This is a genomic window from Acidiphilium sp. 20-67-58, from assembly GCF_002255515.1.
Taxonomy (GTDB): Bacteria; Pseudomonadota; Alphaproteobacteria; order Acetobacterales; family Acetobacteraceae; genus Acidiphilium.
In genome coordinates this window covers 109,022-125,997 of the sequence record NZ_NCAS01000001.1, presented here as the reverse complement: position 1 = coordinate 125,997, position 16,976 = coordinate 109,022, and the positions used below count along the sequence as shown (strand labels likewise).

14 protein-coding genes are annotated in these 16,976 nt (G+C 64.0%); 11 read left to right on the top strand and 3 right to left on the bottom strand.

Annotated elements, in window-relative coordinates:
- The first annotated feature begins 259 nt into the window (after window positions 1-259).
- The 5 genes from B7Z76_RS00620 to B7Z76_RS00600 all read left to right on the top strand — a co-directional run bounded on the left by B7Z76_RS00620 (window position 260) and on the right by B7Z76_RS00600 (window position 6,484).
- Window positions 260-1,624 (top strand): transporter, encoded by a 1,365-nt coding sequence (locus tag B7Z76_RS00620; protein ID WP_174503087.1) that lies wholly within the window; start codon window positions 260-262, stop codon window positions 1,622-1,624.
- Between the two features lie 135 nt (window positions 1,625-1,759).
- On the top strand, window positions 1,760-2,533 hold the full coding sequence (locus B7Z76_RS00615) for a FadR/GntR family transcriptional regulator (RefSeq protein ID WP_201712600.1): 774 nt from the start codon (window positions 1,760-1,762) through the stop codon (window positions 2,531-2,533).
- A 31-nt stretch (window positions 2,534-2,564) separates the two neighbouring features.
- Window positions 2,565-3,569, top strand: a complete 1,005-nt coding sequence (locus B7Z76_RS00610) for a substrate-binding domain-containing protein (protein ID WP_201712601.1) — start codon at window positions 2,565-2,567, stop codon at window positions 3,567-3,569.
- A 9-nt stretch (window positions 3,570-3,578) separates the two neighbouring features.
- Window positions 3,579-5,480, top strand: a complete 1,902-nt coding sequence (locus B7Z76_RS00605; protein ID WP_291341667.1) for a sugar ABC transporter ATP-binding protein — start codon at window positions 3,579-3,581, stop codon at window positions 5,478-5,480.
- The gene (locus B7Z76_RS00600; RefSeq protein WP_201712602.1) at window positions 5,477-6,484 is read left to right on the top strand and encodes an ABC transporter permease; all 1,008 of its coding nucleotides are present in this window, start codon (window positions 5,477-5,479) and stop codon (window positions 6,482-6,484) included. Before B7Z76_RS00605 ends, B7Z76_RS00600 begins: the two co-directional genes overlap by 4 nt.
- Before the next feature lie 5 nt (window positions 6,485-6,489).
- Here the strand turns inward: B7Z76_RS00600 and B7Z76_RS00595 are convergent, their stop codons facing one another.
- A complete protein-coding gene (locus tag B7Z76_RS00595) occupies window positions 6,490-7,098 on the bottom strand; it encodes a hypothetical protein (RefSeq protein WP_174503090.1) in 609 nt (202 codons plus the stop codon).
- A 490-nt stretch (window positions 7,099-7,588) separates the two neighbouring features.
- On the opposite strand from B7Z76_RS00595, the gene B7Z76_RS00590 reads away from it, so the two are divergent.
- From B7Z76_RS00590 to B7Z76_RS00580, 3 genes are all read left to right on the top strand, one after another.
- Window positions 7,589-9,919: a bifunctional diguanylate cyclase/phosphodiesterase gene (locus B7Z76_RS00590; protein ID WP_291341666.1), complete on the top strand. Its 2,331-nt coding sequence runs from the start codon at window positions 7,589-7,591 to the stop codon at window positions 9,917-9,919.
- Window positions 9,903-10,499 (top strand): hypothetical protein, encoded by a 597-nt coding sequence (locus tag B7Z76_RS00585; protein ID WP_291341665.1) that lies wholly within the window; start codon window positions 9,903-9,905, stop codon window positions 10,497-10,499. The genes B7Z76_RS00590 and B7Z76_RS00585 overlap by 17 nt, the downstream gene beginning before the upstream one ends.
- 68 nt (window positions 10,500-10,567) lie before the next feature.
- Window positions 10,568-12,544 carry a TonB-dependent siderophore receptor gene (locus tag B7Z76_RS00580; RefSeq protein ID WP_291341664.1) on the top strand — a complete coding sequence of 659 codons (1,977 nt, stop codon included), beginning with the start codon at window positions 10,568-10,570 and terminating at the stop codon, window positions 12,542-12,544.
- Window positions 12,545-12,739: 195 nt separating this feature from the next.
- Here the strand turns inward: B7Z76_RS00580 and B7Z76_RS00575 are convergent, their stop codons facing one another.
- On the bottom strand, window positions 12,740-14,116 hold the full coding sequence (locus B7Z76_RS00575; RefSeq protein WP_291341663.1) for a glutamate--cysteine ligase: 1,377 nt from the start codon (window positions 14,114-14,116) through the stop codon (window positions 12,740-12,742).
- A 15-nt stretch (window positions 14,117-14,131) separates the two neighbouring features.
- A complete protein-coding gene (locus B7Z76_RS00570; protein ID WP_291341662.1) occupies window positions 14,132-14,848 on the bottom strand; it encodes a 16S rRNA (uracil(1498)-N(3))-methyltransferase in 717 nt (238 codons plus the stop codon).
- Here B7Z76_RS00570 and ubiA point away from each other — a divergent pair.
- The 3 genes from ubiA (at window position 14,847) to sdhC (ending at window position 16,951) form a co-directional block, all read left to right on the top strand.
- The gene (gene ubiA, locus B7Z76_RS00565) at window positions 14,847-15,764 is read left to right on the top strand and encodes a 4-hydroxybenzoate octaprenyltransferase (RefSeq protein WP_291341661.1); all 918 of its coding nucleotides are present in this window, start codon (window positions 14,847-14,849) and stop codon (window positions 15,762-15,764) included. The genes B7Z76_RS00570 and ubiA overlap by 2 nt on opposite strands.
- On the top strand, window positions 15,761-16,405 hold the full coding sequence (locus B7Z76_RS00560) for a methyltransferase (RefSeq protein ID WP_291341660.1): 645 nt from the start codon (window positions 15,761-15,763) through the stop codon (window positions 16,403-16,405). Before ubiA ends, B7Z76_RS00560 begins: the two co-directional genes overlap by 4 nt.
- Before the next feature lie 114 nt (window positions 16,406-16,519).
- Complete coding sequence (gene sdhC, locus B7Z76_RS00555) at window positions 16,520-16,951, top strand: succinate dehydrogenase, cytochrome b556 subunit (protein ID WP_291341709.1); 432 nt, start codon at window positions 16,520-16,522, stop codon at window positions 16,949-16,951.
- The last annotated feature ends 25 nt before the right edge of the window (window positions 16,952-16,976 follow it).

The window sequence follows — 16,976 nt, the reverse complement described above, 5'->3', positions numbered from 1 at the left end:
TAGAGCACTTTCCGATCCGGCTGGATCGGATGTAGTGCTCTAGTATATTGATAAATCGAGCATCTTTATCCGATCAGATGGTTCCATCTGATCGGATGATGCTCTAGCAGCCGCACCCAATCCCGTATTCCGAACTTTCGCGCGTGAATGAATAATTGTATGGAAAAATTAAATGCGTATAAGGAATTGATCATCTTTTGTCTGGACTTTCATATTTCCGGGCGCAAGGCGCTGCACGAAACGCAGGGATGGGGATGCTATGAGCAGAATTCACATGATCGCGCGGACGATGCTCGGTGGGCTGGGTTTTGCCGTTATGATCCAGGGGGCGGCAGACGCCGCGACGCCGGAGACCGCCGCCCGAATCCGTGAACTGAACGACCGGCTGAACCATCAGGCTGCGGTGTTGCAGAAACAGAAATCGAGCCTGGTCGCGCAGATGGATGCGATCCGCACCGAACTCGAGTCGATCCGGCGTGAGCGCGCCGAACTCGCGGCACTCAACGGCGGCGCGCCGCCACCCGCCCGCCGGCGCGTCGCACAAGCCCCGGCTACTACGGTACCGGCCGCGGCGCCGCGCGAGACAACAGCCCCGGCCGCCGAGGCTGCCGCCTCGAACCAGCGCGAGCAGGCCGACGCCAACCGTAAGGCGCGGGCCAACCTCGTGCTGCAAACAAACTCGTCCCTCGCCCAGTCCGGCGGTGTGCTGACGCCGAAGGGGACGCTCGTGATCGAGCCGTCGCTGCAATATTCCTATTACAACAGCAATCAGGTGAACGTCAGCGGGTTCACCATCGTTCCCGGCATCACCTTCGGGAACATCAACATCAACAAGGTATACGAAAATCTGCTCACCGAGCAGCTCACCCTGCGCTACGGCCTGACCGGACGGTCTGACATCTATGTGCGGATTCCCTTCGACACCGGGTATAACACCACGATCACCTCGCCGGTCCTGGTCGGCCAGAGCGTCGGGCCGCTGACCGTTTCGGCGCACGCCTTCAACCTCGGCGATGTCCAGTTCGGCGGCAGCTACCAGCTCAACAGCGGCTCGGAATCGGTGCCGACCTTCGTGGCCAACCTCAACTTCAAGACGATGACCGGAACGAGCCCGTTCAGCGTGCCGATCTTCACCACGAACTCGCCCCAGGGGATCTATCTGCAAGGCGTGGACAAGCGCCTGCCGACCGGCACTGGCTTCTATCAGCTCCAGCCGAGCCTGACGATGCTGTATCCGACCAGCCCGGTGATCCTGTTTGCCAATCTGAAATACGTCTATAATTTCGGCCGCACCGTCAGCATCCAGAACCCCGGTGGCGGCGCACCGATAAAGGCGAAGCTGCAGCCGGGCAACGGTATCGGGCTGTCCTTCGGCATGGGCTTCTCGCTCAACAACCGCGCGTCGTTCAGCGTCGGCTACGAGGAAGACCAGTATTTCGACGAGCAGCAGAACGGCCAGAGCATCAAGGGCACGGCGTATGACGCGGGCGCCTTCGATTTCGGCCTCGGCTACCAGATCACCCATAATGCCAGCCTCAATGTCGGGGTCAGCATCGGCGTTGGCCCCAATTCGCCCGCCGCACAGATCGTCGTCCGCCTGCCGATCAGCCTGAACATTCTCTGACCGCCGCCGCCGCGAAACGCGGCGGGGCATTTCGGCTCCGGGCGGGTTAAACCCTCGCTTGACCGTGATCGGCGAATGGTGTTTGCTCCGCTGGTCTGCTGGCTGGGCCAGTGGACAAGCGGGAGGATAACAGACGTGCCGCAAGGCGCCTTTTCCGTGATCGGGCATCTGCCGGATCTGCGCGATTCCGTCATGCGGCGGACGACGCGCGAGCTGGTTGCCGAGAAGATCGCCGGGCTGATCGCTGCCGGGATCGTCAGGGTCGGGGATCCGCTGCCAAGCGAACGCGACCTTGCCTCGGCGTTTCAGGTCAGCCGCGAAACCGTTCGCGGCGGCATCCAGATCCTCGCGGCACGCGGCGTGATCGAGGTATCGCAAGGCGCGCGGACGCGGGTGATCAGCACCGAACTCGGCCCCATGGCGCCCGGCGTGACCGAAACCCGGCGGATCAACGAATACGATATCGAGACCGTTCATGCAGCGCGCATGCTGGTCGAACGCGAAGTGGTCGCAGCGGCGGCGCGGGAAATCACCCAGGACGATCTCAACTTCCTGCGCCGCTGTCTCGAGACGCAGAAATCGGCGGAGACCGACCCGGTCCGGTTCCTGATTTCCGACCGCGAATTCCACCTCGCGATCTATCGCGCCTGCGGCAATCCCGCGCTCGCCGATTTCGTCAGCGATCTCTACACGCACATGATGGAAATCCGCCGCCGCGCGGTGGCACAGGAGCAGGCCGTGGCCCGGAGCGTTGCCGATCACGAGGCGATCCTCGACGGGCTGACACGGCATGACGAGGCGGCGGTGGTCGCCGCCTTCGACGTGCATCTCGACCGGATCTACCAGACCACCCGCCACGTGATCGAGGGCGGCAGGCCGCCGCCCCGCGCCCGAACGGGTAACAGCTGAACCGACAATCCCAAACAAACCGGAGGAAACCATGACCGACGACATCATCATCCACGCCAAACCTCGCCTGATCACGAGGCGAACCCTCGGCAAACTCGCCGCACCGACGGTCTTCGCCGCGGCAATGGCGCCCGGCCTTGCCTTCGCCAAGGGCAAGCGCCTCGCCTACATCACCCCGGGGCTCGACCTGCCCTACTGGCGCACCCTCTCCAACGGCATCGCCGCCGAGGCAAAGAAGCACGGCGCGAGCTCGGTCACCTATGACAGCCACAACTCGGCGCAGACCCAGCTGACCAACGCGCAGGACGCGATCGCCAAGAATGTGGATGGCATCATCCTCTCGCCGACCGATACCTCGACCGCCCCCTCCGTCCTCGCCGCCGCCGCCCGCGCGCGCATCCCCGTCGTCATCGCCGATATCGGCACTTCGGGCGGCGAGTATCTCTCCTTCGTCATCTCCGACAACCGCAAGGGCGCCTACGGCATCGGCAAGGTGCTGGCCGCCGAACTCAAGGCGACCGGCCGCAAGCAGAACACGGTGGGTCTGGTGACGATCTCGCTCGCCCGCCAGAACGGCAAGGACCGCACCGCCGGCTTCATGCAGGCGATGGACGAGGCCGGGATCAAGCGCGTCGCCCTCTCGCAGATGCAGACCTATACGGCCGATGAAACCTTCAAGTTCGTGCAGGACATGCTGACCGCGCATCCCGAGATGGACGGGCTCTTCGTCGAGACCGACGAGCCGACCATCGGCGCCCTGCGCGCGATCCACGCCGCCCACCGGCAGAAGACGATGAAGGTCGCCGCGTTCGATGGCATCCCGGAATTCATCAAGATGATCGAGGATGACACCATCGTCGGCTCCGGCATGCAGCAGCCCTACCTGTTCGGCACCGAATCGGCGAAGGCGCTGTTCCAGCATTTCGCCGGCACGACCCCGCCGAAGCGGATCGAAATCCCGATCATCGTGGTCGACAAGTCGAATGTCGCCAAGGAAGCGCCGATCGTCCGCAAGACGACATTCGGCCTGAGCTGAGCGATCGCCGTGGCCCTGCTCGAACTGCGCGACATCTGGAAGCGTTTCGGGGTTACCCAGGCGCTTTCCGGTGCCGCGTTCGATCTCCGCGCGGGGGAAATCCACGCTCTTGTCGGCGCCAACGGCGCCGGCAAGTCGACCCTTTCACGGATCATCTCGGGCCATATCAGGCCCGATTCCGGAGACATCCTGCTGAACGGGGCACGGCTGCGTCATGCCGGCGCGCGCGATGCCATCCGCGCCGGCATCACCATGGTGACGCAGGAAACCTCGCTCGCGCCCGATCTATCGGTGCTCGAAAACATCATGCTGCCGCGGATCGCGATGCCCGGCCGGCTCGACTGGCGCGCCCTGCGGCGGCAGGCGCAGGCGCTGATCGGCGAGATCGGCCAGAGCGAGGTGCTGCGGCCCGACATGAAGGTGAGCGAGCTGAGCATCGGCCAGCGCCAGCTGGTCGAAATTCTCAAGGCACTGGCGCTGGACAGCCGGATCATCATTTTCGACGAACCGACCGCTGCACTCTCGCCACACGAGGCGGAACAGCTGTTCGGGCTGATGCGCAGCCTCGCCACACGGGGGCACGGGCTGATTTTCGTGTCGCACCGGCTGGAGGAGATTTTCGCCGTCACCGACCGGGTGACGGTGCTGCGCGAGGGGCGGATCGTCGCCAGCGGCCTTGCCACCGAAACCTTGCAGCAGGGCGAGCTGGTGCGCCTGATGGTGGGGCGCGAGCTGCAGGACATCTACAACCGCGGCGGCCGGAGCCGGCGGCGCACGGATGGCGCGGTCGTCCTTCGGGTCAACCATCTGAGCTGCCCGCCGATGGTCCGCGATGTCTCCTTCGAGGTTCGCGCCGGCGAGGTGCTTGGTCTCGCCGGGCTGGTCGGCGCCGGACGCTCGGAGACGATCGAGACGATTTTCGGCCTGCGCCAGCCGGTCTCCGGCACGATCGAGCTCGACGGCAAACCATTCCGGGCCCGCTCGCCGCGGGATGCGATAAGGGCGGGCATCGGCCTCATCCCGGAAGACCGGCGAGGCCAGGCGATCGTGCCAGATTTCTCGGTGCGCGAGAATCTGCTGCTCGCGCATCTCGGCGCGCGCTCCGCCGTGACGCTCGGCTATGGCACGCGCGGCGCCGCGGTGCGCGCGCTGCTCGAACGGCTGGAACTGCCGGAACGGCGTCTGCTCGACGCCAACATGCTCAATTTCAGCGGCGGCATGCAGCAGAAGGTGATCCTGGCGCGCGGTCTCGTGCTCGCGCCACGGTTGCTGCTGCTCGATGAGCCGACACGCGGCGTCGATATCGGCACCCGCAGCAGCATCTACGCAATGTTGCGCCGGATCGCCGATGAGGGTGTGGCCTGCGTCGTGGTATCGTCGGATTTCGAGGAAGTGATCGGCGTGTCGGACCGCATCGCCGTGCTCAGCGATGGCGCCAGCGTCGCGGAACTGCCCGCGGAACTGATCGATATCGAAAAGCTCGGCATGTTCGCCGCACCGCGCAGCTCGGCGGAAAAGACCCACACCGTGCTCGCGGAACTGGTGGCGCGGTATGGCGGCACGGCCTACTGGATGGCCGCCGAGGGCGGCCGGCTGTTCTGCTTCGACAGGGTGGGCGACGATCCGTCGGCCGATCCCGGCTTCGTCACCGGTGGCTTTCCCGAAATCGCGGCAACGGCGATCGCCCATGCGGTGGGCGCGCCGGCCGGCGCACTGCACCGGGCCGCGGATGGCGCGCGCCCGACCCTGCTGGTGCCGATTTCCGGCAAGCGCGGCCACAGCCTCGGGATTGTCGGGCTGACCTTCGGGCGGGCGCCGGCCGATTTCGACGCTGCCGCGGTGACGCAATACATTCTCGCAGCGCTCGGCGAGCGGCGGGACGCTCCAAACGAGACCAGGATCGAGGCATGACCCCCATGAACGGACCCGCCACTTCCCTCACCGGGCAGACCGGTACCGCGCCGCGCCGCACGCTGCTCACCCTGCTCGCGACCCAGATCGAGCTGCGCATGTCGCTCGTCGTCGTCGCGGTGATGGCGGTGCTGTCGCTGATCTCGCCGTATTTCCTCACCCTCAACAACATGCTGAACCTGCTGAGCCAGTCGGTCGTGGTCGGGCTGCTGGCACTCGGGCAGACGCTGGTGATCCTGATCGGCGGCATCGATCTGTCGGTGGGCTCCCTGGTGGGGGTGACGGGGATCGTGCTCGGCCTCTCGCTGCACCATGTCCCGATGCCGGTTGCGTTCCTGTTCTGCCTTGCGGCGGGCGCCGCGGCCGGGCTGGTCAACGGCCTGATCATCACCTACGGGCGGGTGGCCGCCTTCGTCGTCACTCTGGGAATGATGTCGATCGGGCGCAGCCTTGCCTATGTGCTGAGCGGGGCGAACTCGATCAGCGGGCTGCCGGCCGGCCTCGGCGCGCTTTCGGCGGACTCGCTGTTCGACATTCCAGTGGACTTCCTTGTGCTGATCGCGTGTTACGCGCTGTGCTGGTGGTTCCTGAACCATACCAAAGGCGGGCGGACGCTGTACGCGCTCGGTTCGAACGCCGAGGCGGCGCGAGTCGCGGGGCTGCGGATCGGGACATGGAGCGTGCTGGCCTATGTGATCTCGGGCCTGATGAGCGGGGTTGCGGCGATCTTCATGGCGTCGCGAATTCTCTCGATCGACCCGATCGGCGGCCAGGGCCTGGAACTCGACGCGATCGCAGCGGTCGTGATCGGTGGCGCCAGCCTGTTCGGCGGCCGCGGCTCGATCATCGGCACCCTGTTCGGCGTGTTCGTCATGCTGTTCATCCGCAACGGGCTGAACCTGCTCAACGTCTCGCCCTACTGGCAGGGCACAGCGATCGGATCGGTCATCATCGTCGCGGTGCTGGCGGAGCGGCTGCTGAGCGGCGCCCGCCGCCGCGGCTGAACCGCTCAGAACCGATAGTGCAGGCCCGCGGAAATCAGGTTTTCGGATTCCATGCCACCGGTGCGGTCTTCGGTTGCCGTGAAGTACGTATCCTGCAAGCGAACGAACCAGGAGCTGCCGAGCGGCAGATCGACCCCGAACCCGCCGTCAAGCCCGTATTTCCCCCAGCCGGCCACCGCGCCGAACTTGGCGAAGAGCGGATACCCCGGAAGATAGACCAGGCCGTCGAGGCTGAATTCTGGCCCCGGCCGCACCGCCCGCTCTTCCTTGCCGGTGGTGATCAGGAAAGCGTCGAGGCCGAACGTGGTCAGGCCAGGAACCGTATGGCGGTAGCCGAGCGAGACATAAGCGGAGCCAGGAATGAAATTATACCCGGCGCCGACGTTGAGGTTCCGCGCCTGTGCGACAGAACCGAGCGACGCCGCGAGCAGGATGCCGGCAACGGAAAGCCAGCGGCAGGCTTTCGATGCGATTGTTTGCATTATCAGTCCAAGCGCCTCCTGAGCCGGATCGTTTTGCTGATGCCCGCAGCCCCGGAGCGCGGCCGGCATGCGCGGACGGGAGGCTTCGAACGGCAGGGTAACCTTGGGGACAGGCTCAATCAAGCGACCCATCAAGCGTTCCGGGATATCTTTGAGGGGCGGGCCGGCTGTCTTGCCCGGGAAGACCCGGCATCATTATTTGCATGAACGAATATATTGTACGACGCGCGGCGCGAGGCAAATATTGCGATTAGGTAAATTTTTTTCTAACAAAAGAGCTGGTTGCTTTTTTGAGAAATTGACAGCGGAGAAATATCTTTTTGATTCAAAATTCTCAAAATAATTCTCTTGATCTTTTATTTACACAAGTCCGATGCAGTGATGGAAATACCCGCTAAACTCGCCATTAACGATTCTGATATAGTCAATCCGTAGCGGCGGCAGGTTCGTCCATGTTTCTCAGGTCGGCTGATTTTACCGGATCATTCTCGAAGCTTTCTGATTTGTCACCGTTCAAGAATGCCATGACTGTCATCGTCCAGGCCGCGCGCTTCCGGAACGAAGCGCCTGTGCGGCAACGCGACCCGGCTTCATGCTGAGTGCGCATCCCCTGCTGGATCTGATGAAGGCGCCGCTGCTCGGCATCGGCGCCGCAGGGGTTGTTTACGCGATTGCAGCACGCACCGGGCGGATGCCGCCGCGGGGACGAATTGTCCTCGTTGGCCTTCTCGGCACGGTGGCGGCGGTCGGTGGCTGGCTGGTGTTCCTGGTCAGTCTGCATATCTACTTTCCGCATGTCCGCGATGCGATCCCCCTCGCGGCACGGCTCGAATCCTTCAGCTTCATGGCGGGCGGCGCGTTTATCGCACTGTTCATCACGCTGTTCCTGACGCGCAACAGCCGGAACATGGCGCTCGCCAGTTCGACGATCGCCGCGGGGGCGTCGTGCATGGTGTTTGCCGCCGTCAGCGGCATCGCGCAGCCCTTCACCCTCGCATACGAACTCAGCCGGGTCGTCGTCACGATGCTGGCCGGCGGCCTGCTCGCCGCAGTCGGAATCCGGTTTGCGAATCGCCCGGACAGTTTCCCCCTGCTCAGCATTCCCGCACTGGGATTTTCGGTCGTGGTGCCGATTTTTGGCGCGCTCTCGGCGATTCTGCCGTTTGCCGACTGGGTAACGGCAACACGCCAGCAGAACTCCTTTGCACTGCACCCGCTGCAACTCGTGTTCGTTTCAGAACTCGTCGTGATGCTGACATTCGCATTGGCCGGCGCCGGCGTCGACCGGCAGAACGCGCTCAGGGTCGCCAGCGAAAACACCCGCCTGCGCGAACTGACGGACAACATGTTCGAGGCGCTGCTGATTCATCGCAAGGGCGTCATCGTCGAAATCAACCAGGTATGTTCGAAGCTGTTCGGCTGGCCCGCCGAGGTGCTGGTCGGCAGCCCGATCGACCGCTTTCTGCCAGGACTCGCAACGATCGACCGGGCCGATCTGGAGGGACCGCATGCCGGCGAGACCACGATCATGACGGCAGGCGGCGAATCCATTCCGGTCGAAACACTGTCGCAGATGATCAGTTTCGGGGGCAACAAGGCGCAGGTCACTGCGCTGCGCGACATCAGGAGCCGACGCGCCGCGGAAGAAAAAATCCGGTTTCTTGCGCATCATGACGCGTTGACGAAACTGCCGAACCGGCTGTTGCTGCAGGAGGCGCTGGCACGGGAGATCGCGGCAATTCGTGCCGGTGGCCCCGGACTTGCAATCTTCTACATCGACCTCGATCGCTTCAAGTCGGTGAACGACACGCTAGGGCACCAGATCGGCGATAAGCTGCTCCAGATGGCCGTGGCCCGTATTCTGTCCAATATCCGGGACATCGATCTGCTTTGCCGGATTGGCGGCGATGAATTCGTGCTCCTCCAGCCGCGCGTCGAGAATCCCGAGATCGCGGGATCGCTGGCAACGCGCATCAATCACGCGATCAGCCAGCCCTATCAGATCGACGGTCATGCAGTGAATATCGGAGCCAGCATCGGGATCGCGCTCGGCCCGCAAGATGGCACGGAAGCCGACAAGCTGATCGGCAAGGCCGATGTCGCGCTCTACCGCGCCAAGGCAGACGGGCGAAACCGGCACTATTTCTTCCGGCCCGGCATGGACACCGTGCTGCGCCGACGGCGCGTGCTTGAACAGGAACTGTCAGCCGCAATCGAGCACGAAGATCTCACCATCAACTACCAGCCCGTGGTGACGGCAGACTGCCAACTGGTTGGGTTCGAGGCGTTGTTGCGCTGGACATCTCCGACGCGCGGCAGCATCTCGCCTGACGAGTTCATTCCGATTGCCGAAGAAGCCGGACTGATCGTGAAGCTCGGCGCATGGGTTCTCGATGCCGCGTGCCAGCAGGCGGTGAGCTGGGGTGGGCGATACTGGGTGGCCGTCAACGTGTCTCCACGGCAACTCACCGAAGAGGACTTCCCTCGACTGGTGGCGGAAACCATGGCCCGCGCCGGGCTAGCCGCGCATCTTCTCGAACTCGAAGTCACCGAAGGCGTGCTGCTGCATGACAACGCCCAGGCGCTCAAAGCGCTTGCGGAGCTGAAACATCTCGGACTGCGCATCTCCCTCGACGATTTCGGGACCGGGTATTCCGGGCTGTCCTCCCTGCATCACTACCCGTTCGACAAAGTCAAGATTGACCGCTCCTTCATCGCCAGGATCGCGGATGGCGACCGTGCGCGGGCAATCGTGGCGGCCGTGCTGGCGATGAGCCGCCAGCTCGGCCTTACCGTGACCGCCGAGGGGATCGAGACGGCGACCGAATTCACGGTGATGCGCGACAGCGGGTGCGATCTCATGCAGGGCAATTTCCTGAGCCCGCCGATCTGCGACAACGACCTCGACCTCTACATCAAAGCCCAGGGATGCCGCGATGCCGCACATGCTTGAGCGCAGAGACCGGCGACCAGCACGGGAACGCAAATCTGCCGTAGCTGTGCAGCTTGTCTGCGCACTGACCCTCGGACTGGCGCTTGTTGCCGGAACTGCCCATGGCCAGACCCCATCGTCCGTGCCGTCCTTCACCGCAACGGATATCAAGGTTCTTAACAAGCTGTTGATATTCCTGCGCCCGGCAGTAAAAGCCAACGGAATCATTGCAATCGCGTATCGCTCGGGCAATGCAGCGTCGAAAGCCGACGCTGAAGCGATCGCAGCAATGATCGGCCATGGCTTCATGACAGGCACCGCCCATCTCCGACCGGTTCCGGTCCCGGCAAACCGGCTGTTGGCAGACAAGTTCGAGATCATAATCCCGGCCGATGAAACGCCGATGCAGGAGGTGGCAGCGGCATCGGCGTCGCATCACGCGCTTTGTGTTACCTCGCACGTTGCGCGGGTGCGGGCCGGAACATGCACGCTTGGTATCGTGTCGCAACAACGGGTGACAATCGTCCTGAACACGAAAGCCGCACATCGCGCCGGAGTGAGTTTCGCTGCCGCGTTGTTATTGATGATCGAGGAAGTATGATGCGGCAGCAACATCGCAGATCGGCTCGTGCGATCATTCAGGTAGCCCTGCTCGCCTCTCTGGCTCTCATGGGACGGGCCCATGCGCAGATCTTCCCCTATGGCCAGCTGGAACAGGTATTCGGCGCACCCGTGACCGCGGCTGCAACAGGCACACCTCAGCTCGCGAGCGATGCGCCCGCCAATGTAGTGATTATTACCCAGCGACAGATCAGGCATTCGGGAGCGATTTCGATCCCCGGGGTTCTGAAATATGTCGTCGGACTCAACGTGCGCCCCTATACCATGACCTCACCCGAAATAGGGGTTCGAACCTACAACCAGCCATACAATCCGCGCCTCCTCGTGCTGCTGAATGGCCGACAGGTTTATCTCGACGATTTCGGCCACGTCGTCTGGAGTTCGATTCCGGTTCAACTCTCGGAAATCCGGCAGATCGAGGTTATCAAGGGGCCGGCGACGGCACTGTATGGGTTCAACGCCGTTGACGGCGTGATCAATATCGTGACCTACGACCCTCTCGACGATCGGGTGAACAGAGCCGACGTATACGGCGGTACCCAGAGCCAATACGGAGCCTCCCTCGTTGGTACTGCCCATGTCGGGCGAATGGGTATTCGCCTCTCGGCTGGAAGCTATCTGGCCGAACCAAAATACAGTTCCGCCCTGCAACGTCCCGACACCGTCTCGCTGCTCAAGCCCCAGAACGAAGAGGTTCACCTTTCGACGCGCACGGCGCTCAGCCCCGGCGTCAGTCTTTATGCCAGCCTGAGCTACAGTTACGGCAAGATCCCGAGCGAGACTGTCGCGCCGATTTTCAGCACGCTCTTCCTCTATACAAATTCGCAGAGGGTCGAGCTTGATGCGGATACCAGGATCGGGCGGATCAGCCTGAATGCCTATCGCAACGGATTGCAGGCAAATATCGCAATTCCGTTATTTGTTTTGCCCAACAATCTGATGCAGCAGCGCGTCTATGTCCTGCAAGCGACTGATTTGATCAGGGCATCCCGCAATCACGTTATCAGGCTGAGCCTCGAATATCGAAACAACGCCGCGCATTCCCTTGGCTTTCTCGGCGGGACAGTCCGCTACCAGGACATCGCCGCCGACGCGACCTGGACATGGCACCTCGCTCCCTCAGTCTCCCTGACGAACGCGGTACGGGTTGATGATCTCTGGCTGGGATATGATGGCGTGCCAATCCCGACTTCCGGCCTGACTGCACAGCAGATCGGCCACGGCGGTTTCACGGCACTCAGCTTCAATTCCGGCCTCGTTTACAAGCCGACGACGGTTGATACGCTCCGCCTCCTGCTCGGCCAGGGTGTACAGGCGCCAAGCCTGGTCGATTCCGGCCTGCAAATAGGCACGGGGCCGCTTGGTCTGGTGGGAGCGACCGGCAATCCATATCTAAACCCGATGATCGTCGATAACGCCGAACTCGATTGGACCCGGGAGCTTCCCGCCCTGCATTCGGCGCTCCATACCGCGCTTTTCATCGAGCGTGACAACAACATCATCAGTTCGCCGGCCAGCGGTGTCATTGCGCCGATATCCTCATCCTCGGTGATCCTCGCGGCCGAGAATACCGGCTGGTCCGAAGCGGGGGGTGGGGAAATCTCGCTGAAGGGCCATACGAGATCAGGCTGGCGCTGGTCGCTTGGATTCGCCTACGAAGACACGTTCGCCCGAAAGATCGGTAACTACCACATTGCATTTGCGAGCAACAGCAATCTGTTTTCGACCGTTCCACGTGACAGCGTGGTCGCCCATCTCGGGCGCACATGGGGCCGCTTCGATTTCGATGCCTACGGAAGCTGGCAGTCTTCCTATCGCGACATCACCTTAACAACGACGATGACGCCTTTCGTCCCGGTAACGATCGGAAGCAATTTCACCTTCGACGCGCGGGTGGCCTATCATCTCACCAACCATGTCACCCTGTCGGTCGTCGGACAGCAGCTCAATGCGATCCGCATTGCCTCGACCCCGGGGCCTTACACAAACCGCCAGGTTATCGTTCAGCTGACAGCCCGTTATTAATGCTTCATCCGATCAGATGGAGGCACCTGATCGGATAAAGATGCTTTGTTTATCGATGTGGCAGAGCACGACATCCGGCCCAGCAGGATCGGAAATTGCTCTAACTCCCTGCCCCCGATATTCGTTCGTGAACATCAGGGGCGGACCGGCAGAGGCAGGTCGTTTGCATGCCCCGGCCTTACTGCCGAGGCGGCGTCAGAGTTGAGCCTCGGCGAAAATGCGGGTGGTGTCGCCGTGCCAGGCGCCGTGATAGCGACCTAGCCAGTGTTCGGCCTGGGTCGGCCCGCCATGGGCGATCGCATCGAGCGGGGCAAGATAGATGCGCTCGTCCTCGCCCGCCGCATTGGTTCGCGCACGCGATTTCAGCCCCTCCGCGGCGATGGCGACAACGTCGCGCGCGAGGTCGCGCAGGGTGCCGGCACCGAGCGCGATATCCAATCCATGCCGAGGAACCTCGTCACGCAGATGGATCATCTGCTCGTAGGAGAGATCCCGGATCAGGGCGCAGGCCGCATCGAGTGCCGCGGCGTCGTAGAACAGGCCGGTCCAGAGCGCAGGCTGGGCCAGCAGCATCGCCGGGTTTCCGGCATCGGCGCCACGGGTCTCGATGAAACGCTTGAGACGAACATCGGGGAAGGTGGTGGTGGTATGATCGGCAAAGTCGCCGATCGTGGCGGGCTCGGTGCCGAGCCCCTCAAGTCGCCCTGCGATGAAATCGCGGAAGGACTTGCCCGAGACGTCGATATACTTTCCGTCGCGGTAGACGAAATACATCGGGATATCGAGCATGTAGTCAGCGTAGCGCTCGAAGCCGAAGCCCTCCTCGAAGACCATGCGGGGAATGCCGGCGCGGGCGTTATCGGTATCGAGCCAGACAAGGGCGCGATTGGACAGCAGGCCGTTCGGCTTGCCTTCCATGAAGGGCCCGTTGGCGAACAGCGCGGTGGCCAGCGGCTGTAGCGCAAGGCCGACGCGCATCTTCTTCACCATGTCGGCTTCGGAGGAAAAATCGAGATTGGCCTGAACGGTGCAGGTGCGCAGCATCATGTCGAGGCCGCGCGTGCCGACTTTCTGCATGTAGGCGCGCATGATCGCGTAGCGGCCCTTGGGCATCCAGGCAAAATCCTCGCGCCGGGCCGTCGGGTGAAAGCCGAGCGGCGCGAAACCGAGACCGAGTTTCGCACCGACACGGTGGACGCGGGCGATATGATCGTCGATCTCGCGCTTTGTATCGTGGATCGAGGCGAGCGGCGCGCCGGACAACTCGAACTGACCGCCGGGCTCGAGGGAGATCGAGAACCCGTCGCCCTTCAGCCCGATCGGGTTGCCGGAATCGTCGATCGGCTCGATGCCCTCATCGGCGGCGATGGCCTCGAGCAGCGCGCGGATTCCGCCCGGTTCGTAGGGCGGCGGAGCAAACGTATCGCGGCGAAAGCCAAAGCTTTCATGTTCGGTACCGACGCGGAACGCATCGCGCGGCTTGCAGCCCGCGGCAAACCAGTCGGCGAGTTGCCGGGCTGCGGGCTGCGCGGGATCGATCGGGGTGGCGTCGGCCTCTCCGGGGTTGGACAAATTCGGCTCCTGAACTCAGCTGGGCGCGGAACCCGCGAGCAGGCGCGCGAGCCCGGCGATGGCGGCAGTCTCGGCGCGCAGGATGCGCGGCCCGAGTGTTACCTGCGACACAAACGCATGGCGGGCCATCGCGTCAAGCTCTTCCGGTGCAAAGCCGCCTTCGGGACCGACCAGCAGGGCATGGGGTTGAAGCGGATCGGCCGGCCACAGGGGAGCGGCATCGCGACGTTCGGCGGCGACAAACAGGCGGCGCGCCGGCGGAAAGGCGGCGAGAAAGCCCGCGAGCGGCAGCGGCTCGGCGATTGCGGGGATGGTCAGGCGCTCGGATTGCTCGGCCGCCTCGGTCGCGATGGCGGCAAGACGGTCGCCACGCAGCCGGGCGGGCTGGGTGCGGGCGGTGAGCACCGGAACGAGGCGAGAGACACCCAGTTCGGTGGCCTTCTCGACAACGAGTTCAGTCATGTCGCGCCGGATCGGAGCGAAGCAGAGCCAGCAATCAGGCTCGGGCGCGGGGGCGCGTGTGCGCTCGCCAAGAACGAGGTGGGCGGCGCGGCGGTCGAGCGCGTCGATCGTCGCGGCGAATTCGCCGGAATCGGCGTTGAAGACCAGCAGCGGATCGCCGGCGCGGCGGCGCATCACAGCACCGAGATAGTGCGCCTGGGCCGCGGATGTGGCAAGGATCGCGCCGGGCGACAAGGGCAAGGGAAGGTGCAGACGGATGAGCGAGGCCATGGCTGACCCTGTAGCAGGCGGAACGGGTTTTACCGATATCCAGGCCGGGGGATGGGTCGCGCGGCTGCCGGCGCGGCTCAGGCCATTCGCGCTGCTGGCGCGGCTGGACCGGCCGATCGGCGTATGGCTGCTGTTCCTGCCGGGCCTGTGGAGCATCCTGCTGGCACGGGCGGGGGTGTGGACGACACTCGGCCTCATCGTTCTGTTCGCATTTGGCGCCGTGGTGATGCGGGCCGCGGGGTGTGTCGTGAACGATTTGTGGGATCGCAAGCTCGACCGGAAGGTGGCACGGACGGCGGCGCGCCCGCTTGCCTCCGGCGCCGTGTCGGTCCCCGCAGCGCTCGGGTTTCTGTTCCTGCTGCTCCTGGCGGGGCTGGCGGTGCTGCTGATGCTGGGGCGGACGGCGCAGCTCCTCGGCGTCGTCTCGCTGGTGCTGGTGGCCCTCTACCCGGCGGCGAAGCGGGTAACCTGGTGGCCGCAGGTGATGCTCGGCTTCACCTTCGGCTGGGGCGCGCCGATGGGCTATGCGGCGGCGCACGGCGCGCTTGGCTGGCCGGTGCTGCCGCTCTATGCCGGGACGATTTTGTGGATTCTCGGCTATGACACCATCTATGCGCACCAGGACCGCGAGGACGACGCGCTGGCGGGCATCAAGTCCTCGGCACTCAGGCTTGGCGGGCGGACGCGGCTGTTCGTCGCGCTGTGGTATGCCGGGATGCTGGCGCTGCTCGCCGCCGCGATGGCGATGGCAGGGATCGGGCGGGAGGGGCTCGCCGCGCTCGCGCTGCCGGGGGCGCTGCTGACCTGGCAGGTGGTACGGCTCGATATCGACGAGCCCGCGCGTTGCCTCGCGCTGTTCAGGCTGAACCGATGGGTCGGGCTGCTGGTGGGGCTGGCGATCCTGATCGGACGATGAAGGACGCATCCGCCTTCATCCGCGCGAGCACGGCGCGGACGACGCCGGCACTGGTGCCGGAAATCGAACTGCATCTGGCCACCGAGATCACGCCGATCTGGCAGGCGACCGAGGCATTCCTGGCGGAAAGCGGCATCGCGCCGCCCTACTGGGCCTTTGCCTGGCCGGGCTCGATCGCGCTGGCGCGGCACGTGCTGGACCACCCGGAGAGCGTGCGCGGCAAGCGGGTGATGGATTTCGCCGCCGGGTCGGGACTGGCCGCGATCGCCGCGGCAAAGGCGGGGGCGGCGCATGTGACGGCCGTGGAGATCGACGCGATGGCGGGTGCCGCGATCCGGCTCAACGCGGCGGCGAACGACGCCGGAGTCGAGATCGTGATCGGGGATGTCACCGGCAGCCTGCCGGCACAGGATCTCATTCTCTGCGGGGATGTCTGCTATGAGAAACCGATGACCTCGCATATCTGGCCGTGGCTGCAGCGCTGCGCGACGACGGCCGAGATATGGATCGCAGATCCCGGCCGCGCCTATGTCCCCCGCGCAGGGCTGGTTGAATTCGCACGCTGCACGGTTCCGACCCTGCACGAACTCGAAAGCAGGGCCGCGCGCGAGACCGTATTGTACCGGATCGCGAACGCTTGACAGTGAATTGACCCTCGCCACCTCGGGGACTAAGCAAGTGCAGCATTTCAATTTCGTCATGTGGCGATATTCGGTTCCCGTCATGCGACGACCGTCAGAAAGGTGATGACGAACATGCAGGATGTGCGTGAGGCGCTCATGCAAGGGCGCAACTCTGCAGGCGGAACGGTCCGCCGGCCCCTGTCGCCCCATCTTCAGGTCTATCGTCCGCAGATCACCTCCACCCTGTCGATCCTGCACCGGATCACTGGAGTTGCGCTGTCCGCCGGGGCCATCCTGCTGTCGCTCTGGCTCGCGGCGGCGGCGACCTCGTCCGGCGCGTTTTCCGTGGCACAGGCGGTCGTCGGCTCGGTGCTCGGCATGATAGTGCTGTTCGGCTTCACGCTCGCCCTCTTCTACCATTTCTGCAACGGCATCCGGCATCTGCTCTGGGATGCCGGGTTCGGGTTCGAACTGCCGAGCGTGCACCGCTCGGGCACCGCCGTGATGCTGGCGGCGGCAGGGCTGACGGTTCTGGTGTGGCTGATCGGGCTGGTGGTGCTGTGAGCGCCGGGGGACCTGCTGGTGAAGG

Bases quoted from the DNA above. Each gene is read 5' to 3' on its own strand.
- B7Z76_RS00620 (WP_174503087.1), top strand. From the start codon at position 260: ATGAGCAGAATTCACATGATCGCGCGGACGATGCTCGGTGGGCTGGGT.
- B7Z76_RS00610 (WP_201712601.1), top strand. From the start codon at position 2,565: ATGACCGACGACATCATCATCCACGCCAAACCTCGCCTGATCACGAGG.
- B7Z76_RS00600 (WP_201712602.1), top strand. From the start codon at position 5,477: ATGACCCCCATGAACGGACCCGCCACTTCCCTCACCGGGCAGACCGGT.
- B7Z76_RS00595 (WP_174503090.1), bottom strand. From the start codon at position 7,098: ATGGGTCGCTTGATTGAGCCTGTCCCCAAGGTTACCCTGCCGTTCGAA.
- B7Z76_RS00590 (WP_291341666.1), top strand. From the start codon at position 7,589: ATGAAGGCGCCGCTGCTCGGCATCGGCGCCGCAGGGGTTGTTTACGCG.
- B7Z76_RS00585 (WP_291341665.1), top strand. From the start codon at position 9,903: ATGCCGCACATGCTTGAGCGCAGAGACCGGCGACCAGCACGGGAACGC.
- B7Z76_RS00580 (WP_291341664.1), top strand. From the start codon at position 10,568: ATGGGACGGGCCCATGCGCAGATCTTCCCCTATGGCCAGCTGGAACAG.
- ubiA (WP_291341661.1), top strand. From the start codon at position 14,847: ATGGCTGACCCTGTAGCAGGCGGAACGGGTTTTACCGATATCCAGGCC.
- B7Z76_RS00570 (WP_291341662.1), bottom strand. From the start codon at position 14,848: ATGGCCTCGCTCATCCGTCTGCACCTTCCCTTGCCCTTGTCGCCCGGC.
- B7Z76_RS00560 (WP_291341660.1), top strand. From the start codon at position 15,761: ATGAAGGACGCATCCGCCTTCATCCGCGCGAGCACGGCGCGGACGACG.
- sdhC (WP_291341709.1), top strand. From the start codon at position 16,520: ATGCAGGATGTGCGTGAGGCGCTCATGCAAGGGCGCAACTCTGCAGGC.